The 20397-nt window shown below is 62.0% G+C and carries 23 protein-coding genes; 14 read left to right on the forward strand and 9 right to left on the reverse strand.

What is annotated here, in order from left to right; all coding sequences use genetic code 11:
- Nucleotides 1-2 precede the first annotated feature (2 nt).
- Genes SynA1524_RS01220 through SynA1524_RS01245 form a run of 6 tightly spaced genes read left to right on the forward strand, consistent with a single transcriptional unit; the run spans nucleotide 3 to nucleotide 7220 of the window.
- Complete coding sequence (locus SynA1524_RS01220) at nucleotides 3-1193, forward strand: HlyD family secretion protein (protein WP_186498617.1); 1191 nt, start codon at nucleotides 3-5, stop codon at nucleotides 1191-1193.
- A 5-nt stretch (nucleotides 1194-1198) separates the two neighbouring features.
- Nucleotides 1199-2449 carry a glycosyltransferase family 4 protein gene (locus SynA1524_RS01225; RefSeq protein ID WP_186498618.1) on the forward strand — a complete coding sequence of 417 codons (1251 nt, stop codon included), beginning with the start codon at nucleotides 1199-1201 and terminating at the stop codon, nucleotides 2447-2449.
- Nucleotides 2450-2490: 41 nt separating this feature from the next.
- The gene (gene hisS / locus SynA1524_RS01230; RefSeq protein WP_186498619.1) at nucleotides 2491-3792 is read left to right on the forward strand and encodes a histidine--tRNA ligase; all 1302 of its coding nucleotides are present in this window, start codon (nucleotides 2491-2493) and stop codon (nucleotides 3790-3792) included.
- A gap of 49 nt (nucleotides 3793-3841) precedes the next feature.
- Entirely contained in the window at nucleotides 3842-4798 is a 957-nt protein-coding gene (locus SynA1524_RS01235; RefSeq protein ID WP_286188717.1) for a UDP-glucuronic acid decarboxylase family protein, read from the forward strand.
- Complete coding sequence (locus tag SynA1524_RS01240; RefSeq protein WP_186498621.1) at nucleotides 4795-6198, forward strand: nucleotide sugar dehydrogenase; 1404 nt, start codon at nucleotides 4795-4797, stop codon at nucleotides 6196-6198. Before SynA1524_RS01235 ends, SynA1524_RS01240 begins: the two co-directional genes overlap by 4 nt.
- On the forward strand, nucleotides 6198-7220 hold the full coding sequence (locus SynA1524_RS01245; protein ID WP_186498622.1) for an NAD-dependent epimerase: 1023 nt from the start codon (nucleotides 6198-6200) through the stop codon (nucleotides 7218-7220). Before SynA1524_RS01240 ends, SynA1524_RS01245 begins: the two co-directional genes overlap by 1 nt.
- An 82-nt stretch (nucleotides 7221-7302) precedes the next feature.
- Here SynA1524_RS01245 and SynA1524_RS01250 read toward each other — a convergent pair whose 3' ends face one another.
- The 6 genes from SynA1524_RS01250 to SynA1524_RS01275 all read right to left on the reverse strand — a co-directional run bounded on the left by SynA1524_RS01250 (nucleotide 7303) and on the right by SynA1524_RS01275 (nucleotide 9525).
- Entirely contained in the window at nucleotides 7303-7503 is a 201-nt protein-coding gene (locus SynA1524_RS01250; protein WP_028953441.1) for a photosystem II reaction center protein J, read from the reverse strand.
- 10 nt (nucleotides 7504-7513) lie between these two features.
- Nucleotides 7514-7633 carry a photosystem II reaction center protein PsbL gene (psbL, locus tag SynA1524_RS01255; protein ID WP_011127078.1) on the reverse strand — a complete coding sequence of 40 codons (120 nt, stop codon included), beginning with the start codon at nucleotides 7631-7633 and terminating at the stop codon, nucleotides 7514-7516.
- 8 nt (nucleotides 7634-7641) lie between these two features.
- Nucleotides 7642-7779, reverse strand: a complete 138-nt coding sequence (gene psbF / locus SynA1524_RS01260) for a cytochrome b559 subunit beta (RefSeq protein ID WP_011127079.1) — start codon at nucleotides 7777-7779, stop codon at nucleotides 7642-7644.
- Nucleotides 7780-7782: 3 nt separating this feature from the next.
- Entirely contained in the window at nucleotides 7783-8031 is a 249-nt protein-coding gene (gene psbE / locus SynA1524_RS01265; RefSeq protein ID WP_011127080.1) for a cytochrome b559 subunit alpha, read from the reverse strand.
- 70 nt (nucleotides 8032-8101) lie between these two features.
- Nucleotides 8102-9103, reverse strand: a complete 1002-nt coding sequence (locus SynA1524_RS01270; RefSeq protein WP_186498623.1) for a photosynthesis system II assembly factor Ycf48 — start codon at nucleotides 9101-9103, stop codon at nucleotides 8102-8104.
- A gap of 5 nt (nucleotides 9104-9108) precedes the next feature.
- The gene (locus tag SynA1524_RS01275) at nucleotides 9109-9525 is read right to left on the reverse strand and encodes a rubredoxin (protein ID WP_186498624.1); all 417 of its coding nucleotides are present in this window, start codon (nucleotides 9523-9525) and stop codon (nucleotides 9109-9111) included.
- Between the two features lie 83 nt (nucleotides 9526-9608).
- On the opposite strand from SynA1524_RS01275, the gene SynA1524_RS01280 reads away from it, so the two are divergent.
- From SynA1524_RS01280 to SynA1524_RS01290, 3 genes are read left to right on the forward strand one after another with little or no spacing between them, the layout of a single operon-like run.
- Nucleotides 9609-9971, forward strand: a complete 363-nt coding sequence (locus SynA1524_RS01280) for an NAD(P)H-quinone oxidoreductase subunit 3 (protein ID WP_186498625.1) — start codon at nucleotides 9609-9611, stop codon at nucleotides 9969-9971.
- Nucleotides 9972-9973: 2 nt separating this feature from the next.
- On the forward strand, nucleotides 9974-10714 hold the full coding sequence (nuoB, locus tag SynA1524_RS01285) for an NADH-quinone oxidoreductase subunit NuoB (protein WP_186498626.1): 741 nt from the start codon (nucleotides 9974-9976) through the stop codon (nucleotides 10712-10714).
- The gene (locus SynA1524_RS01290; protein WP_186498627.1) at nucleotides 10711-11277 is read left to right on the forward strand and encodes an NAD(P)H-quinone oxidoreductase subunit J; all 567 of its coding nucleotides are present in this window, start codon (nucleotides 10711-10713) and stop codon (nucleotides 11275-11277) included. Before nuoB ends, SynA1524_RS01290 begins: the two co-directional genes overlap by 4 nt.
- Here SynA1524_RS01290 and SynA1524_RS01295 read toward each other — a convergent pair.
- Entirely contained in the window at nucleotides 11271-12596 is a 1326-nt protein-coding gene (locus SynA1524_RS01295; protein WP_186498628.1) for a gluconeogenesis factor YvcK family protein, read from the reverse strand. The genes SynA1524_RS01290 and SynA1524_RS01295 overlap by 7 nt on opposite strands.
- Nucleotides 12597-12795: 199 nt before the next feature.
- Here SynA1524_RS01295 and SynA1524_RS01300 point away from each other — a divergent pair, with 199 nt between their 5' ends.
- Complete coding sequence (locus SynA1524_RS01300; RefSeq protein ID WP_186499433.1) at nucleotides 12796-13536, forward strand: ABC transporter ATP-binding protein; 741 nt, start codon at nucleotides 12796-12798, stop codon at nucleotides 13534-13536.
- Between the two features lie 5 nt (nucleotides 13537-13541).
- The gene (locus SynA1524_RS01305; protein WP_186498629.1) at nucleotides 13542-14465 is read left to right on the forward strand and encodes an MlaD family protein; all 924 of its coding nucleotides are present in this window, start codon (nucleotides 13542-13544) and stop codon (nucleotides 14463-14465) included.
- A 58-nt stretch (nucleotides 14466-14523) separates the two neighbouring features.
- Here SynA1524_RS01305 and bchD read toward each other — a convergent pair whose 3' ends face one another.
- A complete protein-coding gene (gene bchD / locus SynA1524_RS01310) occupies nucleotides 14524-16632 on the reverse strand; it encodes a magnesium chelatase ATPase subunit D (protein WP_186498630.1) in 2109 nt (702 codons plus the stop codon).
- 38 nt (nucleotides 16633-16670) lie between these two features.
- Between bchD and folK the strand changes: the two genes are divergently transcribed.
- From folK to SynA1524_RS01325, 3 genes are read left to right on the forward strand one after another with little or no spacing between them, the layout of a single operon-like run.
- Nucleotides 16671-17159: a 2-amino-4-hydroxy-6-hydroxymethyldihydropteridine diphosphokinase gene (gene folK / locus SynA1524_RS01315; protein ID WP_186498631.1), complete on the forward strand. Its 489-nt coding sequence runs from the start codon at nucleotides 16671-16673 to the stop codon at nucleotides 17157-17159.
- Nucleotides 17160-17178: 19 nt separating this feature from the next.
- Nucleotides 17179-17742: an NUDIX hydrolase gene (locus tag SynA1524_RS01320; protein ID WP_186498632.1), complete on the forward strand. Its 564-nt coding sequence runs from the start codon at nucleotides 17179-17181 to the stop codon at nucleotides 17740-17742.
- Complete coding sequence (locus tag SynA1524_RS01325) at nucleotides 17739-19172, forward strand: FAD-binding domain-containing protein (protein ID WP_186498633.1); 1434 nt, start codon at nucleotides 17739-17741, stop codon at nucleotides 19170-19172. Before SynA1524_RS01320 ends, SynA1524_RS01325 begins: the two co-directional genes overlap by 4 nt.
- Here SynA1524_RS01325 and SynA1524_RS01330 read toward each other — a convergent pair.
- Nucleotides 19151-20386, reverse strand: coding sequence for a DegT/DnrJ/EryC1/StrS family aminotransferase (locus SynA1524_RS01330; protein ID WP_186498634.1), 1236 nt, complete (start codon nucleotides 20384-20386; stop codon nucleotides 19151-19153). The genes SynA1524_RS01325 and SynA1524_RS01330 overlap by 22 nt on opposite strands.
- Nucleotides 20387-20397: the final 11 nt, after the last annotated feature.

A 20397-nucleotide genomic window follows, 5' to 3' on the forward strand; every position in this document is an offset into this window, starting at 1 on the left:
CCATGAAGCTCAATCCGTTCAAGCGCGATACCCCAGCGCCCAACCAGGAGTCCACAGCCCTCGTCACCTACGACGAATCGGTGCTGCAGCAGGGACGTTTCTGGATGAAGACGGTCACCTGGACCTTGATCGGCACCACGGTGTTCGGTGTGGCCTGGCTGGCCCTGGCCCGAACAGAAGAGATCGTTGTGGCCCCCGGCCAGCTGGAGCCGGTGGGGTCCGTGCAGGACATTCAGATGCCCGTGGGTGGTGTGGCGGATCAGATCCTGGTGCAGGAAGGGGACTCCGTGAAGGTTGGTCAGGTGCTGATGAAGTTGGACACCGAAGCCACGGAAGAACAGCGTCTCAGTCTTGAAACAACCATCAAGCTCAAGCATGAGCAGCTCCGTCTGAAGGACCAGGAGAAGCAGCGCTATCTCCAGGTGAACAACGAGGAGGTGCAGATGCTGGAGAACAACCTCGAGCTTCAGTCCGAGATCCTTGAGCGATTCGAAGAGTTAGAGGAAGCTGGAGCGACCTCTGAGCTCCAATATCTCAGCCAACAGAACGCTGTCGAGGAGACCCGCGGTCGTCTGCTGCAGACCAAGGCGGACCGTCTGCGGCAGGTGGCGCTGCTTGAGCAACAGGTGGCGCAGCTCAATTCGGAACTGGCCGACCTGACGGGCCGTTTGGCCGAAGCACGGGTCACCCTCCGCTATCAGCAGCTGAAGTCTCCGGTGGATGGCGTGGTGTTTGATCTGAAGCCAACGGCCACGGGCTTCACTGCACAGTCCACCCAGACGGTGATGAAGGTTGTCCCTTACGGATCTTTGGAAGCGAAGGTGGAGGTGCCGAGTAACAAGATCGGTTTCGTCACGATTCCACCTGGATGCCCCAAGGATCTTGAGAGCTGCATGAAAGCTGACATCAGCATTGATTCCTACCCATCCACAGATTTCGGGGTATTGGAAGGGAAGGTGACCCGCATCGGTTCCGATGCTCTGCCGCCGGATCCCCAGGAGCAACGTCAAGAACTGAGCTTTCCCGTCACGGTCAAGCTTGATCAGCAGACGTTGGCGCTGAAAAGCGGTACCTCACTGCCGTTGCAGGTGGGCATGAGCCTGACGGCCAACATCAAGCTGCGCAAGGTGTCCTACCTGCAACTGTTGTTGGGTGAATTCCAAGACAAGGCTGAATCGCTGCAGCGCCTCTGAGCCGGATGCGGATCCTTTTCGTTCACCAGAACTTTCCCGGTCAGTACGTGCACATCGTGCAGCGTCTGGCCCAACAGGGGCAGCACCAGCTCGTGGCCTTGGGCATCAATCCTCTGGATCGAGGGCGTGGCATGCCCGAGAGCCTCAACCATTTCCGTTACCGCCTCGATCGAGGCAACACCGAGGGAGTTCATCCCCTTGTGATGGAGACGGAAACCAAGGTCATTCGAGCGGAGGGCTGTGCCCGAGCAGCTGAGCAGCTCAAGGCAAAGGGCTTCACGCCAGATTTGATCTGTGCCCATCCCGGGTGGGGTGAACCACTGTTTCTGAAGGCGATCTGGCCTGATACGCCCCTGCTTTGCTACCAAGAATTTTTCTACAACGAGTTCGGCTTCGACTCCAACTTCGATCCGGAATTCCAGGACAACCGCGGTTGGCAAGAGCAGGCGAAGCTCACGATGAAAAACGCCTATCTGCATCTCACCCTCGAGCAGGCGGATTGGAACATCTCTCCCACGCACTTTCAGGCCAGCAGCTTTCCCGAGCACTGGCGGCGTCGGATAAGCGTGATCCATGACGGTGTGGACACAAGTAAGGCCGTTCCTAATTCAGCCCCGGGGCCGCTCAAGCTTCCCGATGGCACTCTTCTTGAAAAGGGACAACTGATCGTCACCTTTGTGAATCGCTGTCTGGAGCCCTATCGGGGCTGTCATACGTTCATTCGAGCTATTCCTGAGCTGCAACAGAGCAACCCTGAGGCCCGTTTGGTGATCGTGGGACAAACCAAGGGGGTGAGTTACGGAGCTGCGTGTTCCGACGGTGAATGGAAGGATCGGTTTCTGGCAGAGATCGAGGGTCAGTACGACCCAAGCCGTGTGCACTTCACGGGCACGCTGCCTTATGGCCAATTTGTGCCACTCCTGCAGCTCAGTGCTTGCCACGTCTATCTCACCTATCCATTTGTGATGAGCTGGAGCCTGCTGGAGGCTATGGCCTGTGGTTGTGCTGTCGTAGGGTCCAACACCGCACCGGTGCGTGAAGCTATTCGCCATGGCCAGAACGGCCTCTTGGTGGATTTTTTTGCTCCTGCGGATCTTGCTGCTGCTGTTACCGAGTTGCTGCAGGACCGAGAGCTGGCAGTGGCTTTCGGTCAGGCTGCACGACGCACGGTCGAGGCCACCTATGAGCTGGACTCTTGTGTGACCCGACAACTGGCATTAATGGATCTGGTGGCCAGCGGCAGCATTAGCGACTGAGTTCACCGGGCAGACTGTTTCGTTGTTTTCGCATCCGGCACGTGACTCAGCTCCAAAGTCTTAGGGGCATGGTCGATCTCCTCCCGGAGGCTGTGCAGCGCTGGCAGGCCGTTGAAGCTGTTGCACGGGAGCATTTTCGCCGCTCTGGTTTCGGCGAGATCCGCACGCCTCTCCTGGAAACAACCGACCTGTTCTGTCGCGGAATCGGTGAGGCCACCGATGTTGTCGGCAAAGAAATGTACAGCTTCACAGATCGCGGTGAGCGCGCCTGCACACTGCGGCCGGAGGGCACCGCGTCGGTGGTGCGGGCGGCGCTGCAACACGGCCTGTTGAGCCAAGGTGCGCAGAAGCTTTGGTATGCCGGCCCGATGTTCCGATACGAGCGGCCCCAGGCCGGTCGACAGCGTCAGTTCCACCAGATTGGGGTGGAGTGGCTTGGCGCGGAAAGTGCCCGCTGTGACGTTGAGGTGATTGCTCTCGCCTGGGATCTGCTTGCCCGTCTCGGAGTGGGGGGCCTTGAGCTGGAAATCAACAGCCTCGGTTCTCCCGAGGATCGCCAGGTTTATCGAGCAGCACTGGTGAATTGGCTGGAGCAGCGGTCTGAGGCTCTGGATTCCGATTCCCAGGCCCGTCTCAGCACCAATCCCCTGAGGATTCTTGATTCGAAGAACAAGGACACCCAGGCATTACTCGAGCATGCACCAACCCTGGCCAATGCCCTCAGCCCGGAGAGCAGGCAGCGCTTTGATGCGGTTCAGCGTGGGTTGACCGCCCTGGGCATTCCCTTCCGGCTCAATCCGAGGCTGGTGCGGGGTCTGGATTACTACGGCCACACCACCTTCGAGATAACCAGTGATCAGTTGGGGGCGCAGGCCACGGTCTGTGGTGGCGGCCGGTACGACGGTTTGATTGCCGAACTCGGTGGAGCCTCGACACCGGCAATCGGCTGGGCCCTTGGCATGGAACGCCTGCTTCTGGTGCTGGAAGCTTCGGCTCAGGTTGATCCCGAAGGCACCGCGGCCCGCTTGGTGGCCGGCTCTGCACCGGATGCCTTCATCGTCAACCGTGGTGTGCAGGCCTCTGTCGCCGCTTTGGCTCTGGCCCGTGATCTGCGAGGCCATGGCTTGTCGGTTGACCTCGATGACTCGGGCTCAGCCTTCGGGAAGCAGTTCAAACGCGCCGATCGCCGTGGAGCACGCTGGGCCTTGGTGATTGGCGATGACGAGGTGGAGCGTGGTGAGCTGCGTTTAAAGCCGCTTCAGCAGTCGGGGGAAGAGGGTTGTGTCCGGCTCGATGACCGGGAGACCATTGTGGCGATTCTCAAGTCCCTCCAAGGGAACTGATCCCACACGTGCGTGGTAATTTTCACTCATATACGGACATTGAGCGTTGATCAATCTGGTGACTGGAGGGGCTGGTTTTGTCGGCTCCCATCTGGTTGATCGCCTGATGCATGCCGGGCAGGAGGTGATCTGTCTTGATAACTACTTCACGGGACGCAAAGGCAATATCACCCAGTGGATCGGTCATCCCAGGTTTGAGCTGATCCGGCATGACGTTACCGATCCGATTCGGCTCGAATGTGATCGCATCTGGCATTTGGCCTGCCCGGCATCACCGATTCACTATCAGTTCAATCCGATCAAGACCGCCAAGACAAGCTTTCTAGGCACTTACAACATGCTGGGTTTGGCTCGCCGTGTGGGTGCTCGGCTTCTCCTTGCTAGCACGAGTGAGGTGTATGGCGACCCGGAGGTGCATCCACAACCGGAGAGTTACCGCGGTTGTGTCAACACCATTGGAATTCGCAGTTGCTACGACGAGGGCAAGCGCATCGCTGAAACCCTCTGTTTTGACTACCAGAGGATGCACGATGTGGAAATCCGTGTCATGCGGATTTTCAACACCTATGGCCCACGGATGCTTCCCGATGATGGTCGTGTCGTGAGCAACTTCATTGTTCAGGCGCTCAAGGGTGAGCCACTGACCTTGTATGGCGATGGTTCGCAGACCCGCTCCTTCTGCTTCGTCGATGACCTTGTGGAGGGAATGATTCGCTTGATGAATGGGTCTCACACCGGCCCGATGAACATCGGCAACCCCGGTGAATTCACCATTCGGCAACTGGCCGAGCTTGTACGAGCTCGCATCCATCCAGACCTTCCACTGATCGAGAAACCTCTGCCCGCTGATGATCCACTGCAGCGACAGCCCGTGATTGATCTGGCGCAGCGGGAACTCGGTTGGAGCCCGACCGTTTCATTGGAAAACGGTCTGATCCCAACGATCGAATGGTTCCGTAAGGTCCTCGACCTACAGGCCACACAAACCGAGAGTGTCCGGGCATGACCGTTCAACGCATCTGTTGCATGGGTGCCGGCTATGTCGGCGGGCCAACCATGGCGGTGATTGCTGATCGCTGCCCTGAGGTGCAGGTCACGGTTGTTGATCTGAATGAACAACGCATTGCTGCCTGGAACGATGCGGACCTGAGTCGCTTGCCCGTTTATGAGCCAGGGTTGGATGCTGTGGTGGCCCGTGCCCGGGGCCGAAACCTCAGCTTTTCAACAGCGGTGGAAGCGACCGTCGCGGCGGCGGACTTGGTGTTCATCTCTGTGAACACGCCGACGAAAACGAAGGGACTGGGGGCGGGACAGGCCAGTGACCTGCGCTGGGTGGAGGCCTGTGCTCGCACGGTGGCCCAGGCAGCCACCGGCCACACGATCGTGGTGGAGAAAAGCACTCTGCCGGTGCGCACCGCCGCAGCGATCAAGACGATCCTCGAGGCCGCCCAGGCGGATGATCAGCAGCGCAGCTTCACGGTGCTCTCCAACCCTGAATTCCTGGCGGAGGGCACAGCGATCCGGGATCTTGAGGCACCCGACCGGGTGCTGATCGGAGGCGACGACACGGCATCGATCGAGGCGCTGGCGGCGGTCTACAGCCATTGGGTGCCGGAGCAGCAGATCCTGCGCACCAACCTCTGGAGCAGTGAGCTCTCCAAGCTCACGGCCAATGCGTTTCTGGCGCAGCGGATCAGTTCGATCAACTCCGTGGCGGCACTCTGCGAGGCCACCGGCGCCGATGTGCGGGAGGTGGCCCGGGCGATCGGCACCGACAGCCGCATCGGCCCGAAGTTTCTCAATGCAGGACCCGGCTTCGGCGGCAGCTGCTTCCAGAAGGACATCCTCAACCTCGTCTATCTCTGCCGTCATTTCGGCTTGCCGGAGGTGGCCGACTACTGGGAATCGGTGGTGGCGTTGAACACCTGGCAGCAGCACCGGATCGCACAGCTGGTAGTGCAGAAGCTGTTCGGCACGGTGACCGGCAAGCGCTTGGCCATTCTTGGGTTTGCCTTCAAGGCCGACACCAATGACACCCGCGAGGCGCCGGCGATTCGCATCTGCGGCGATCTGCTGGAGGAGGGGGCACAGCTGGCCATCCACGATCCCAAGGTGGAGCCAGCCCAGATGGCCCGTGACCTGAAGCAGGAGGCGGCAGCGGCGGCGGATGCCCTTAGCGGAACCGGCAGCTGGGCCCTGGCTGAGTCCGTTGAGGAGGCCGTCAGTGGTGCGGATGCGGTGCTGATCCTGACGGAATGGAACGACTACAGGCAGTTGAACTGGTCTGAATTGGCGGGACGGATGCGCAAACCGGCCTGGCTGTTTGATGCCCGGGCGGTGGCGGATCCGGAGGCGGTGCGGGCGGCAGGCTTGACCCTGTGGCGGGTCGGGGACGGCGAAGGCTGATGACACGCACGGTTCTGGTCACCGGTGCCGCGGGCTTCATCGGTGCAGCGCTCTCTCAGCGACTGCTGGCCCGCGGCGAGCGCGTGGTCGGTCTCGACAACCTCAACAACTACTACGACCCGGCCCTCAAACAGGCGCGTCTGCGCCAGGTCGAGGCCATGGCCTTGAAAGGAGCCTGGCGGTTTGAGCTGATCTCACTTGAGGACGGCGATGCGTTGACAGCTCTGTTTGCCGAGGAGCGTCCGGATGTGGTGGTGAATCTGGCTGCCCAGGCAGGGGTGCGTTACTCGCTGGAGAACCCTGCGGCCTACATCCAGAGCAATCTGGTGGGGTTTGGCCACATCCTGGAAGGCTGTCGTCACCACGACGTTGGTCACCTGGTGTATGCCTCCAGCAGTTCCGTGTATGGCGGCAACAGCAACCTGCCCTTTCACGAGCGCCAACCGGTCAACCACCCGGTGAGCCTGTATGCCGCGAGCAAGAAAGCCAATGAGCTGATGGCCCACACTTACAGCCACCTGTACGGGCTGCCGGCTACCGGTCTGCGCTTCTTCACGGTGTATGGGCCTTGGGGACGGCCGGACATGGCCCCGATGCTGTTCGCCCGGGCGATCCTGGCGGGTGAACCGATCAAGGTGTTCAACCATGGCCGGATGCAGCGGGATTTCACGTATATCGACGACATCGTGGAAGGAGTGCTGCGCTGCTGCGATCAACCAGCTACAGCAAACCCCGATTTCGATCCCCAGCAGCCGGACCCTGCAACGGCGGCGGCGCCGCACCGGGTGTTCAACATTGGCAACAGCCAGCCCACGGAGCTGTTGCGTTTCATCGAGGTGATGGAGCAGGCCCTTGGCTGTGATGCGATCAAGGATTTCCAGCTGATGCAGCCCGGTGATGTCGTGGCCACGGCTGCTGATACCAAGGCATTGGAGGATTGGGTGGGATTCAGGCCCTCAACAGCGATTGAAGTTGGTATGGCGAAGTTCGCAGAGTGGTATCGGGACTTCTACGGGGTCTGACTCTGAAGCGTGGCCACAGGAGAAGAGGAGGCCAAAAAAAACCGGCACAGGGCCGGTTGAACAATCAAACGCAACCTGAAAATCAGGCGGAACCGACGCCGGTGTATGAGCCGTAGAAAAACAGGCCGACCACGAACAGAACAGCCATACCACCTGCTGTGGCCACAAGCCACAGGGGCAGAACGCCTTCAGTCCAGCGGGAGCGCCAGGGCACTGCAGGACGACCATCAGGAAGACGGTCGGGAATTCGACCATCGGGGAAGGGAGACTTCTTGCCGCTCATGGGTCGAACCTCAGTTGAAGAAGTAGCTGGACATCAACACGCCGGTGACAAACACAAACAGCAGGCCCAGGTAAAGGCTGGTGCGGTTGAGTTCAACCGGAAGATTGTTCGGATTGGGGTTGCGTTGCATGGTGCTGATCAGCGACGGATGAATTGCATCGCGGCGAGGGCGCCGAGGAAAAACACAGTCGGAACACCGAGTGTGTGAAGGGCCAGCCAACGCACCGTGAAGATCGGATAGTTGCGTGGGGTGGTGGCGACGGGGGTTTGTGACATGGGTTATTTCAGGCGGACGTCGAGTTCGGATTTGCCCTCGTAGCGCTGGCTCACCACAGGAGCCTTGCTCTCGGAGGCCTGGAAGTAAGCATCCGGACGAGGCGTGCCGAAAGCGTCGTAGGCCAGGCCGGTGGACACGAACAGGAACCCGGCAAGGAAGATCGATGGAAGAGTCACGAAGTGAATCACCCAGTAGCGGATGCTCGTGATGATTTCGAAGAACGGGCGTTCCCCTGTAGAGCCTGCAGCCATAGCTCATGCATATCAGCTCGGCGATCCTAGGGGGTGATGACGGGTCGCCGAGTGAGGCCTGAGCCCTTGGTTACACAGCGTTGCCCACCCAACGCAACAGGTTGCCGCGCTCACCCAGCACAAAGGCGTGATCCCCATCGAACACCATGCGGGTGAAATTGCTGGGCTGGCGATCGCCCACGGGATCGATCTCCCAGCTGTCAGCACCGTCGCGACTCACCAGCAGGGTGCCGTTGCCGCCGCCGGCCCAGATCGTGCCATCGTCATCCCAGGCCATATCCATGTAGCCGTAACCGTTGGTGATCGGGATGATCGCCTTGGTCCAGCTTTCGAGGTTCCCCGGTTCGTCGTTCAGGCGGATCTGAGCCCCACGGGCCACCATCCAGAGGTTGCCGTCGGGTTGGTAGCCAATGCTCTGCAGTCGCTGGCTGCTCACCCGCTGGTGCACCTGCCAGACGGCATCCCCAGGCTGCCAGGTGGCGTAGAAATTACCCAGGCTGCTCACGCTCACGTAGCTGCCGTCATCACCGCGACGCAGATCACGCACAGCACCAGCGGCATCGGTGACCAGAGCCTCCCAGCTGCCTCCGTCGTCATGGGTCTCGTACACAGCCCCCACGTTGGTGGCCATTTCGGCGGAGTGGCTTCTCAGTGCCGTGATCAGGTACGGCTCACCAGGCAGCTTCGTGTCGAGGAACAGACGCGTCCAGTTCTGACCGCCATCGCTGGTGTGCATTAGCAGTCCAGGTTGACCGGCAATCCAGCCTTCATCGCCGTTGAAGTCGATGCTGATCAAACGGAAGTTTTCTTCCTCGGGCAGATCAAGGCTGCGATCGTTCCAGGTGGCCCCTCCATCGTTGGTTTCACGGATCATTCGGTTGCTGCCCACGATGTAGCCGTGGAGTGAATCCGTGAAGGCCACATCCAGGGGATTGGCTTCGGTGTCGAGGTTGAGGGCCTGCCAAGGGCTGGTTGAAGCGACAGGCAGGTGCGTCGTGACGCAGCCACTGAGGCTCACCCCCAGCACCAGCACAAGCAGCAGATTGATCGCAGAAGAGACGAAGCGCGTCATGGCGTTCAGCGGAGCGAATAGAGGGAGAGGAAGAAGGCGAAGGCCAGGGCGAGACCACCGAAGATCAGAACGTTTTTCTGACCAGGGGTCATGCGATTGACTCCGATGCCGAAATTGAGGTTCTCCTCAAAACCACTGGCTTTTGTGCGGGGGCCGATGTCTCGGAAGGCCGGTTTACGACTGCGGCAGACCGGACAGCGGAAGCCGGCTGGGTCGAGATCGTCAAAGGCTGTACCGGCCTCAATCCCCACCTTCTTGACCCCTTCTTCAGGGTCGTAGACATATCCACAGCTGCGGCACTCGAAGCGGTGGGTGCGTGGATCGCTTTCTGGGGCAGCCTCAACAGCGGTCTTTGCCTCATCGGCAACCGGCGGCTGGTCCGTTGTCGGCGGCTGTTCGGCCGGCTGAAGCTCGTCGCTCACCGCTCTGTTGCTGTGCGCGCCGACTCTATCCGCGTCAACTCTTGGCAGTGAATGCCAGAATGACCCTGTATACGGGGACGTTCATGTTTGCCCTGCCCGGCTACGACGCCTTCCTCGGGTTTTTGATGATCGCTGCGGCTGTTCCAGCCCTCGCATTGATCACCAACAAACTCCTGGCGCCCAAGAGCCGCGCCGGTGAGCGCCAGCTCACGTACGAATCCGGTATGGAGCCCATCGGTGGCGCCTGGATTCAGTTCAACATTCGCTATTACATGTTCGCCCTGGTCTTCGTCATTTTTGACGTCGAGACCGTCTTTCTCTACCCCTGGGCTGTGGCCTTTCACCGCTTGGGGGTTCTGGCGTTCATCGAAGCGCTCATCTTCATCACAATCCTGCTGGTCGCCTTGGCCTACGCCTGGCGCAAGGGCGCCCTCGAGTGGAGCTAGCTATGTCAGATCTCACCTCTCCTTCCATCACCGCAGTGCGCGACCTGCGGGAAGCCAGCTGCGGTCCGATCGGTGCCCCTAAGGTCACCAGTGACTTGAGCGAAAACGTCATCCTCACCAGCCTGGATGACCTTCACAACTGGGCCCGTCTCAGCAGCCTCTGGCCTCTGCTTTACGGCACGGCTTGCTGCTTCATTGAATTCGCAGCGCTGCTGGGATCGCGCTTTGATTTCGACAGCTTCGGACTGGTGCCCCGCAGTTCGCCACGTCAGGCAGATCTCCTGATCGTTGCAGGCACGGTGACGATGAAAATGGCTCCAGCTCTGGTTCGGTTGTACGAGCAGATGCCCGAGCCGAAATATGTGATTGCCATGGGCGCCTGCACGATCACCGGAGGCATGTTCAGTGCCGACTCCACCACTGCCGTGCGTGGCGTGGACAAGCTGATTCCCGTTGATCTCTACATGCCCGGTTGCCCACCGCGGCCGGAAGCGATTTTTGATGCGGTGATCAAACTGCGTAAGAAAGTTGGCGATGAATCCCTCGCCGAGCGGCGCAAACACGTTCAGACCCACCGTTATTTCACCGTGTCCCATCAGATGAAACGCGTGGAAGCACAGGTGACGGGCTCCTATCTCCGGGCTGAAACCCAGAAAACGGCCCTTGCCGCTGCACCTGCGGGTCAGACCCTGGCTACCGATGCGGCCGTTCTCACCCCCGCACCTGAAGCTATCGAGTCATGAGCGAAACCCCGAAGAATCCTCCTGCCTCCACCGAGGACACCTCTGCGGTTGTCGCCCCAACAGCGGGGCCTGTGAGCCATTGGCTGCAGCAGCAGGGCTTTGAGCATCAGGTGCTCGAACCCGATCACGTTGGCATCGAGCAGATCGGTGTGGACGCTGAGGTGCTTCCAATCATCGCTGCAGCGTTGAAAAGCAACGGTTTCGATTACCTCCAGTGCCACGGCGGTTACGACGAAGGCCCCGGCGAACACCTGGTCTGCTTCTATCACCTTCTGGCCATGGCCGAGCAGCTTGAGGCCATGGCGTCTGACCCCTCAGCCCAATTGCGGGAAGTGCGGTTGAAGGTCTTCCTCAGCCGTGAAGGAACACCCGTTCTTCCTTCGATTTACGGACTGTTCCGCGGTGCCGACTGGCAGGAGCGTGAAACATTCGACATGTACGGCATTCAATTCGACGGCCATCCCCACCCCAAACGCCTGCTGATGCCGGAAGACTGGAAGGGTTGGCCGCTGCGCAAGGACTATGTGCAGCCGGATTTCTACGAAATGCAGGACGCCTATTGATCCCGTTCACGGCGGTGGTTTCTGTAGAAGCGCATCACCGCCAGGGCGAGACTTCGTGAGTCATGCCGAAGTGTGGCCGTCGGTCTTGCTCCTTGAAGGGGAGCTTGGGTGACGTCGTATCCGTCACTGCGTAGATCGTCCGCATCACAGACTACGGGCTGAGCACCGCGGGACCGGTAATGTTCCACCAGGGGCGAATCCTCCAGATCATCCTGGGCCAGGACAGCTGTGAACAGCCGTTGGTCGATGCCGATGCTGGCCAGCTGTGCTTCGATCGCCCGCAGATGTCCACGCACATCCAGGCCATCCGTTTCCCCCGGTTGGGTCATCAGGTTGCAGATGTACAGCCGAGGCGCTCGGCTTCGACGGATGGCGCTGACCAGTTCCGGCACCAGCAGGTTGGGAAGCAACGAGGTGTAGAGACTGCCGGGACCTAGCAGGATCAGATCAGCACTGGCGATCGCCTCCAGGGCTCGGGGCAATGCCGGGGGGCGTTCCGGCAGACAGCCCAGCCGCACGATCGGGCTGGGGGCATGGCCGATGTTGCTTTCCCCCTCAATCCGATCACCATTCTCGAGCTCCGCCCAGAGCCGCACATCCACATTGGTGGCGGGCACCACTTGCCCCTGCACTGCCAAGACGCGACTGGAGGCCGTGATGGCGGTTTCCAGATTGCCTGTGATCGCCGTCAGGGCCGAAAGAAACAGGTTGCCGAAGCTATGGCCTTCCAGCCCGCTGCCGGCGGTGAAGCGGTACTGGAAGAGGCGGGTGAGCAGGGGTTCCTCGGTGGAGAGAGCTGCAAGGCAGTTGCGGATGTCCCCTGGGGGAAGCACCCCCAGCTCCCGCCGCAGTCGGCCGCTGCTGCCGCCGTCATCGGCCACGGTGACGATGGCGGTGATGTGGCTGCTATAGCGCTTCAGGCCACTCAAGAGGGTCGAGAGACCGGTGCCGCCGCCGATGGCCACGATGTTGGGGCCGCGGTTGAGGCGGCTCTGGGTGCGGAGAGCATCCACCAGCACCGTGTCCTTGTCCGGCGCAAGGGCCTGCTGGATCGCCCCGAAACTGCGGCTCTGCCCCCAGAGCACCAGGCCAGTGCCGATGATCAACACCAATGGGCCGGTGATTTCGCGCGGCAGCACGGTGGTGATCGTGCTGAGAAACCAGCTGAGGGTTTCGAGAATCCAGTAGATCGGTTTGAGGTCCGCCCAGACCGCGGCCCCCAGCAGGGCCATCATCAGGCCGAGCCCCGAGGTCAGCACCCAGCGTTTGACCACCAGACCCGGTTGCAGCCAGCGGACAGCCCGCTGGGAGCGCGTCATCAGGTCCCGCCGGCGATAGGCCCGCAGCACCCTGGCTTGACGACGTTTGCTGTGCGGTGTGACGGGCGGCAAGGGCCGGAGAGTCCGGTCGTTCTCTGAACTGTACGGAGCCCTATGGGGCACGCCAGGATGGACGTGATTTTCGTCCCAGCGCGTGAGCCAGTCCCAGCAGCCGGTGGTGGAGATGCGGGATCTCACGATGCAGTGGGGCGCGCGGCCGGTGCTGGATCGCGTCAGTTTGGTGATGCAGCCAGGCGAGCGCCTGGCGGTGGTGGGGCCCTCTGGTGCAGGCAAATCCACGGTTTTGCGCCTGTTGGCGGGGCTGCAGCTGCCCACGAGCGGTGAATTGCGGCTGTTTGACCGACCGCAGACCTACCTGCGGTTGGACCAGACCGACCCTCCCGATGTGCGCCTGGTGTTCCAGAACCCGGCTCTGCTGGCGTCGTTGACGGTGGAGCAGAACGTCGGTTTCCTGCTGCGGGAACAGGGGCAGCTGACGCGGGAGGAGATCCGTGAGCGGGTGGAGGCCTGCCTCGAGGCGGTGGGGTTGTTTGATGTCGCCCAACAGTACCCCGGGGAATTGAGCGGTGGCATGCAGAAACGGGTCAGCTTTGCCCGGGCGCTGATTGACAACCCGCAGCGGGGAGATGAGGCGATGCCTCTGTTGCTCTATGACGAGCCCACGGCGGGGTTGGATCCTGTGGCCTGCACCCGGATTGAGGATCTGATTGTCAAGACCACCACCGTGGCGAAGGGTTGCTCCGTGGTGGTCAGTCACGTGCGCAGCACAATCGAGCGCTCAGCAGAGCGGGTGGTGATGGTCTACGGGGGGCAGTTCCAGTGGTCGGGATCGGTGGAGGAGTTCCGCACGACCGACAACCCCTATGTCGAGCAGTTCAGGACGGGTAGCCTGCGCGGACCGATGCAGCCCTCGCACTGATTGCCATGCGACGCAGTGTTCGAGACGCGCTTGTTGGTTTCACCGTGATCGGGGGCATTGTTGGCTTTGCCGCCACGGCGATGTGGATGCGGGGCATACGGCTGGGGTCCGGCCATTGGACGGTGACGGCATCGTTCAGTGATGCCGGTGGTCTGGCGGAACGCTCGCCTGTCACTTATCGCGGCATCCTTGTGGGGTCGGTGCGATCTGTGCAGGTCACCCCTGAGGCGGTGGTGGCGGAACTGGAGATCGACAAGGGAGATCTGCTACTGGCCCTGCCGGTGACGGCCACGGTGGCCTCCGGTTCCCTGCTCGGGGGTGATGCCCAGGTGGCTCTGGTGAGTCGCGGTACCCCGCTTCCTGAGAACGCACCGCTGCCGAAGGCAGTCAGCTGCGAAGCCAGCCGTCAGCTCTGTGATGGCGCCACGATTCAGGGCCAGGAAGCCCCAAGCCTCACCACGGTGACCGAAAGCCTGCAGTTGCTGCTGTCCCAGGCCAAGGAGGCTCAGTTGGTACCCAACCTGGCCAAATCCACCAAGCAGTTCGAGCAGACCGCGATCGATGCATCGACGTTTCTCACCAATGCGGATGCAACCTCGCAGGAGATCGACGCACTGGTGAAGCAGCTGCGGGTGGAGATCGCCAGGGCACAACCCATGATCGAGAACCTCAATGCCGCGACCGCCAATGCGGTGCAGGCGTCAGCCCATGTGAACAACATCGTGGCTGCTCTGGACAACCCCAAGGCCCTCAATGAGCTGCGTCAGACCGCAGCCAACGCTGCTGAGCTCACGGCCAAAATCGATGCAGTGGGAGGGGATGTGGCCAAACTCACCGCTGATCCGGCGTTCATGGCCGGCTTGCGCAACGTGACCATCGGTCTAGGTGAATTGTTTGCGGAGGTGTATCCCGCCAAAACCAGAAAATAGGCACGATATTGCACCTATTTCAATACATTATTGAGTCAATATCGTGCCAGTTGAAGCGTCAGATGTCGTTGATGGCATTCATCGCCACCGCCGCAATCGCCTGATCGCTGGCCTTGGGCAGTTGCACGTATTTGCCTCCAGCCGCTTCGGCGAGGTCCTTGCCCATGCCGCTGCCGATGAACTTGCGCTCGGTGTCGATCACCAGCAGCTTGATGCCCAGCATCCGGTAGCGGCCGGCCACGTCCAGCACCTCCTGCTTCAGGTCGGGTTTCTCCTCACCCTCCAGCTCGGGTTGGCCCAGGGAGGTGCTCAGGGGCACGTTGCCGCGACCGTCTGTGATGGCCACCACCACCACCTGGCCGAGATCCCCCGTGGCTAGCGCATTGGCGCCGACGCGGGCCGCCTGGGTGAGGCCATGGGCCAGGGGTGAACCACCGCCGCAGGGCATCGATTCCAGCCGGCGGCGGGCGGCTGTGATCGAGCGGGTGGGGGGCAGCAACACCTCGGCCTGATCGCCGCGGAAGGGGATCAGGGCCACCTCGTCGCGATTTTCGTAAGCCTCGGTGAGCAGGCGAATCACGGCACCCTTGGCGCTCTGCATCCGGTTCAGGGCCATCGAGCCGCTGGCATCCACCAGGAACACCACCAGGGCACCGGCCTTGCGCTGCAGCAACTTGGCGCGGAGGTCGCCTTCTTCCACGATCACTGAACGGCCTGGTTCCCGCTCTCGCCGAATCTTCTGGTAGGGCGCAGCCGCCCGCAGGGTGGCGTCCACGGCGATGCGGCGCACCGGACCGCGCGGCAGCATCGGTTTCACGTAGCGGCCGCGGCTGTCGCTGAGCACCACCGATCGGCTGCCGCTGTTGCCGCTCTTGGCCTTGGCGGCATTAAAGAGCAGCAGATCCGGATCCACCTCGATCGCCTCCGGGTCGAGCATGAACTCTTCAGGAACGGCTGGAGGGGCCTGATCCTCTTCGCCGTCACCATCGTCGTCTTCCGTGTCGTTGTCGTCGTTGCTGTCCTCAGGAGGATCGTTGTCCTCCGCATCGGAGCCTTCCGGTGGTGGGGGCGGATTGTCCTGCTGTTGATCGCCCTGGTCCTGGGGCGGTGGTGGCGGCTCCTGGTCCTGCGGCGGCGGCGGTTCCATTTGCTGGTCCGGTGGCGGCATCTGGGAGGCCCGCGGTGCGATCACCAGCGCCACGGCCACCTGCAGATCGTCGGCCTCCACGGTGTCGCGGCCGGAGAGGGCGGCATGGGCCCGGGCCACCCGAACCGCGTAGAGCTCGGAACGATGCCCTTCCACACCGCCACGGATCGCCTCGGTGACGAGGTATTCGATCTGCTCGCGACTGATCTGCACATCCGGCAGCCACTGGCGAGCCAGCAGCAGCTGGGTGGCCAAAGCATCGGTCTCCTCGCCCCACTTCTGAGCAAAGCTGCGGCTGCATTGGCCGTGGCTCAGCACGGCGCCGGTGATCTCCACCCGCTGCTCGGTGCTCACCAGCTGGTTGGCCGACAGCGCAATGGCGAAGCGATCGAGCAGGTGATCGCGAACGTTGCCTTCCTCCGGGTTGTACGTGGCGATCAGAAGAGGCCTGCAGGGGTGGCTGAGGCTGAGGCCCTCCCGTTCCACCCGGTTTTCGCCGCTGCCCACGGCCGCCAGCATCAAATTGACGATGCCGTCGTCCAGCAGGTTCAGTTCATCGACATAGAGCACGCCGCGGTGGGCATCTGCCAGCAAACCCGGCTGGAACATCGCGCTGCCGCTAGCCAGGGACGCGGCCACATCCACTGCGCCCACCAACCTGTCTTCGGTGATCCCCAGGGGGATCTGCACGAAGGGTGCCGGGATCACCCTGGAGGGGGGGTCACCGCTGATGCGCTCAAGGGTGGTGGCATCCCACTCCTCAGGGTTCTGCGGATCGAGGTTGCGACCGACGCCGTTGTCGACATCGAGGATGTCGATGGGCGGCAACAGCGCGTGGAGGCCGCGGGCCAGAACGGATTTACCGGTGCCGCGCCCGCCGGCGATCACCACGCCGCCGAGGCCTGGATCCACCGCCGCCAGCAACAGCGCCACCTTGAGCGTGCCGTGGCCGGTGATGGCGGCCAGGGGAAAGGCTCGGGTCGCCCGGTCGTCGGTCACCGCAACACCGCTTGCCACCATGGACGCGTTCAGCCCGCATGTGCGCGCCAGTCTCGCTGATGCCCTCAACGGATGAAGCCCTGCTGGCGGTGGCCCTGGGGAGCAACCGACCCAGTGCGTTCGGAGATCCCCGCGACACCTTCCTGGCCGTGCGGCCTGTGTTGGAGGCAAACCTGGCCGCCTGGGCCGATCAGCCCCTGCGCTGCCGTTGGTCGTCCTTGCTCGACACCGCCCCGGTGGGCCCGGTGGAGCAGCCGCGCTACCTGAATGCGGTGCTGCTCGTGGAGGGCATCACGGCAAAGCCGATCGAACCGTTGGCCTTGCAGCTGCTCGACCGCCTGCATCAGCTGGAGAGGCAGTTCGGCCGGGATCGCAGCCGGGAGCAGCGCTGGGGACCCCGCAGCCTCGATCTGGATCTGTTGTTCTGGGGAGAGCTGCGGATGGAGCATCCTCGGCTGGTGCTGCCCCATCCGCGTCTGCATTTGCGGCCCTTCGTGCTGGAGCCGCTGTTGCAGGCGATGCAGAGCCCTCACCCGCCATGCTGGTGATCCTGTTCCTCTGATCCCCATGGCGCCGCTGCCGGCACCGGAGCCTTTTGAGCTGCTGGACACCGTTGAAGCGGTGGATGCGCGCAAGATCCGCTTCGAGCGCAACCGGATCAAATTGCCGATGGGCGTGGAGGCCACGTTCGGGATGATTCGCCACCCTGGGGCGTCCCTGGCGGTGCCGATCACAGCGGATGGCCATGTGGTGTTGCTGCGCCAGTACCGCTTCGCCGTGCAGGCGCGCTTGTTGGAATTTCCGGCCGGCACCCTGGAGGAGGGGGAGGACCCGCTGGAATCGATGCAGCGGGAACTGGGGGAAGAGGCCGGCTACAGCGCGGCCCGCTGGGATGCCTTGGGCCCGATGCTGCCTTGCCCCGGCTATTCAGATGAGGTGATCCATTGCTTCCTGGCCCGGGAGCTGACGCCCCTGGAGAACCCGCCGGCTGGCGATGAAGACGAGGACCTGGAGGTGGTGTTAATGACTCCTATGGATCTCGATGCGCGGCTGGGATCCGGCGATGAATGGCTCGATGGCAAAAGCGTCACCGCCTGGTATCGCGCCAAACAATTGTTAGGACTGGGATGACTACGCCACGCGTTCTCTTCTGGCACCGGCGTGATCTCCGCCTGACGGACAACCTCGGTTTGGCTGCTGCTGCAGCGATCAGCCCCGCCATCACTGGTGTCTATGTGCTGGATCCGCAGGTGATCTCCCCACCGGAGCATCTGCCGCCGATGGCTCCGGCTCGATTGTGGTTTCTGATCGAGAGCCTGATTGAGCTGCAACAGCGCTGGCGGGATGCCGGCAGTCGACTGCTGGTTGTGGAGGGCGATCCTGTGCAGCTACTGCCGCAGTTGGCGGAGCAGATTGCTGCCGAGGCGGTGGTGTGGAACCGAGACGTGGAGCCCTATTCCCGTGAACGGGATCGTCAGGTGGCCCAGCGGCTGCAGTCCGATGGCCGCAAGGTGGTGGTGGATTGGGACCAGCTGCTGATTGCCCCGGAGCTGCTCAAGACCGGCGGTGGAGACCCCTATCGCGTTTATGGCCCATTCCTGCGCAACTGGCGCGGCCAGGTGCAGGCCAAACAGCCCGTCACTGTTCCAGCACCGGCGGGCCTCGTTGATCTCGATCCGGCATCCGTCCCATCGAGCGACCCCCTCATGGCACGGCGGGACAGCCATGGTTTCAAGGGGACCGAGCTCTGCCCCTGCCGTCCCGGCGAGGCAGCGGCCATGCAGCAGCTCACCAGCTTCTGTGATGGCGCCTTGTTCGGTTACGAGCCGGACCGCAACTTCCCTGGCGTCGTCGGTACCTCGTACCTCAGTGCCGCGCTGAGCGTTGGCACCCTCAGCCCCCGCCAGGCCTGGTCTGCGGCCCAGGAGGCCCGTGGGCAGGCCCGCAGCGAAGAGCAGCTTCATGCCATTGCCGTTTGGGAGCAGGAGTTGTGCTGGCGCGAGTTCTACCAACAGGCTCTGTTTCATTTCCCCGAATTGGCGGATGGTCCCTACCGCGAGCAGTGGCGCCGCTTCCCCTGGGAGAACAACGAAGACTGGTTCGATTTCTGGAGGGAGGGTCAGACCGGCATGCCGATCATTGACGCTGCCATGCGCCAGCTGAACCAGACCGGTTGGATGCACAACCGCTGCCGCATGATCGTGGCCTCTTATCTGGTGAAGGATCTGATCTGCGACTGGCGCTGGGGGGAGCGCTCCTTCATGGAACTGGAGGTGGATGGCGATCTGGCCGCCAACAACGGCGGCTGGCAGTGGAGTGCCAGCAGTGGCATGGACCCCAAGCCCCTGCGGATCTTCAACCCCGCCACCCAGGCCTCAAAGTTCGATGCAACCGGCGATTACATCCGCCAGTGGGTACCGGAACTGCGCCATGTGAACACCAAGGATCTGCTCGGTGGTGACATCGGTGCTCTTGAACGGCGCGACTATCCCGAACCACTGGTGAATCACAAGACTCAGCAGGCCAAATTCAAGGCGCTCTACGCAACCATCCGCTCCTGACCGCCCGCTACCGGCAACGGTGTGGGTCTGGATCGCTCCAGTAATTGCGTCACGGTGTCGATCACGGTTTGCTGCTGCTCCTGTTCCAATTCCGGGAAGATCGGCAGGCTCAGAACCTGGCTGCAGAGCTGCTCTGTCACGGGAAGGGAGCCCTGTTCGAGCCCCAGGTCGGCGTAGGCCGGCTGACGGTGGATCGGGATGGGGTAATAAATGATCGTGTTCACGCCACGCTCCATCAGGGTCTGCTTCAGCCAGTCGCGGCAGCAGCTTTCCGGCAGTCCATGGCTCGCACTGGTCGCCGAGGGTGAGCAGCGGGCGTTGCAGAGGGGCTGACCCGTAGGGCAGCTGCCGATGCGCACCACAAACTGATTCCAGCTGTGACCCTCCTGCGGGTTGGGCAGGGTGAGTCCAGGCAAGTCGGTCAGGTGCGTGCGGTAACGCTCTGCGATTGCTGTGCGGCGCTCAATCCAGCCCTTCAGCTTGGGCAGCTTCACGTTCAGTACAGCTGCCTGGATTGCATCGAGGCGGCTGTTGTATCCCAGAGCCGTGTGCAGGTAGCGCTTCGGCATACCGTGCACCGCCAGCTCCCGCATGGTTTGTGTCAGGGAATCGTCGTTGCTGGTTGCTGCACCGCCGTCCCCAGCCGCACCAAGATTCTTAGTGGGGAAAAAGCTGAAGCAGCCCACATCACCAAAACTTCCCACGGGCTGGCCGTTCCACTGGGCTCCGGTGGCCTGGGCACAGTCCTCAACCACCTTGAGGTTGTGGGTTTCGGCGATGGCCATCAGTCGGCTCATGTCCACCGGCCGGCCGAACAGATGCACCGGCATCAAGGCTTTCGTCGCTGTGGTGATCGCCGATTCGATCTGATCGAGATCGATGAGGTACGTGGCCGGGTCTACATCCACGAAAACCGGCGTGGCACCAACGGCGCTGATGGCTTCAGCCGTGGCAAAAAAACTGAAGGAGCAGGTGATCACTTCATCCCCAGCACCAATGCCCAGGGCTCTCAGAGCAAGGATCAGAGCATCGGTGCCGCTGTTGCATCCCACGGCATGGCGGCAGCCGACGCTGGCGGCAAAGGAGTCTTCAAACGCCTTGATCTGCGGTCCGCCGATGTATTGACCGCTGCGCAACACGTTCAGCACCGCCTCCTCGAGGTCCTGGCCCAGATCGCTGATCTGTTGGCTGAGGCTGAAGGGGGGCACCTGCATATACAAAAGCT

Source organism: Synechococcus sp. A15-24, from assembly GCF_014280195.1.
Lineage (GTDB): Bacteria > Cyanobacteriota > Cyanobacteriia > PCC-6307 > Cyanobiaceae > Parasynechococcus.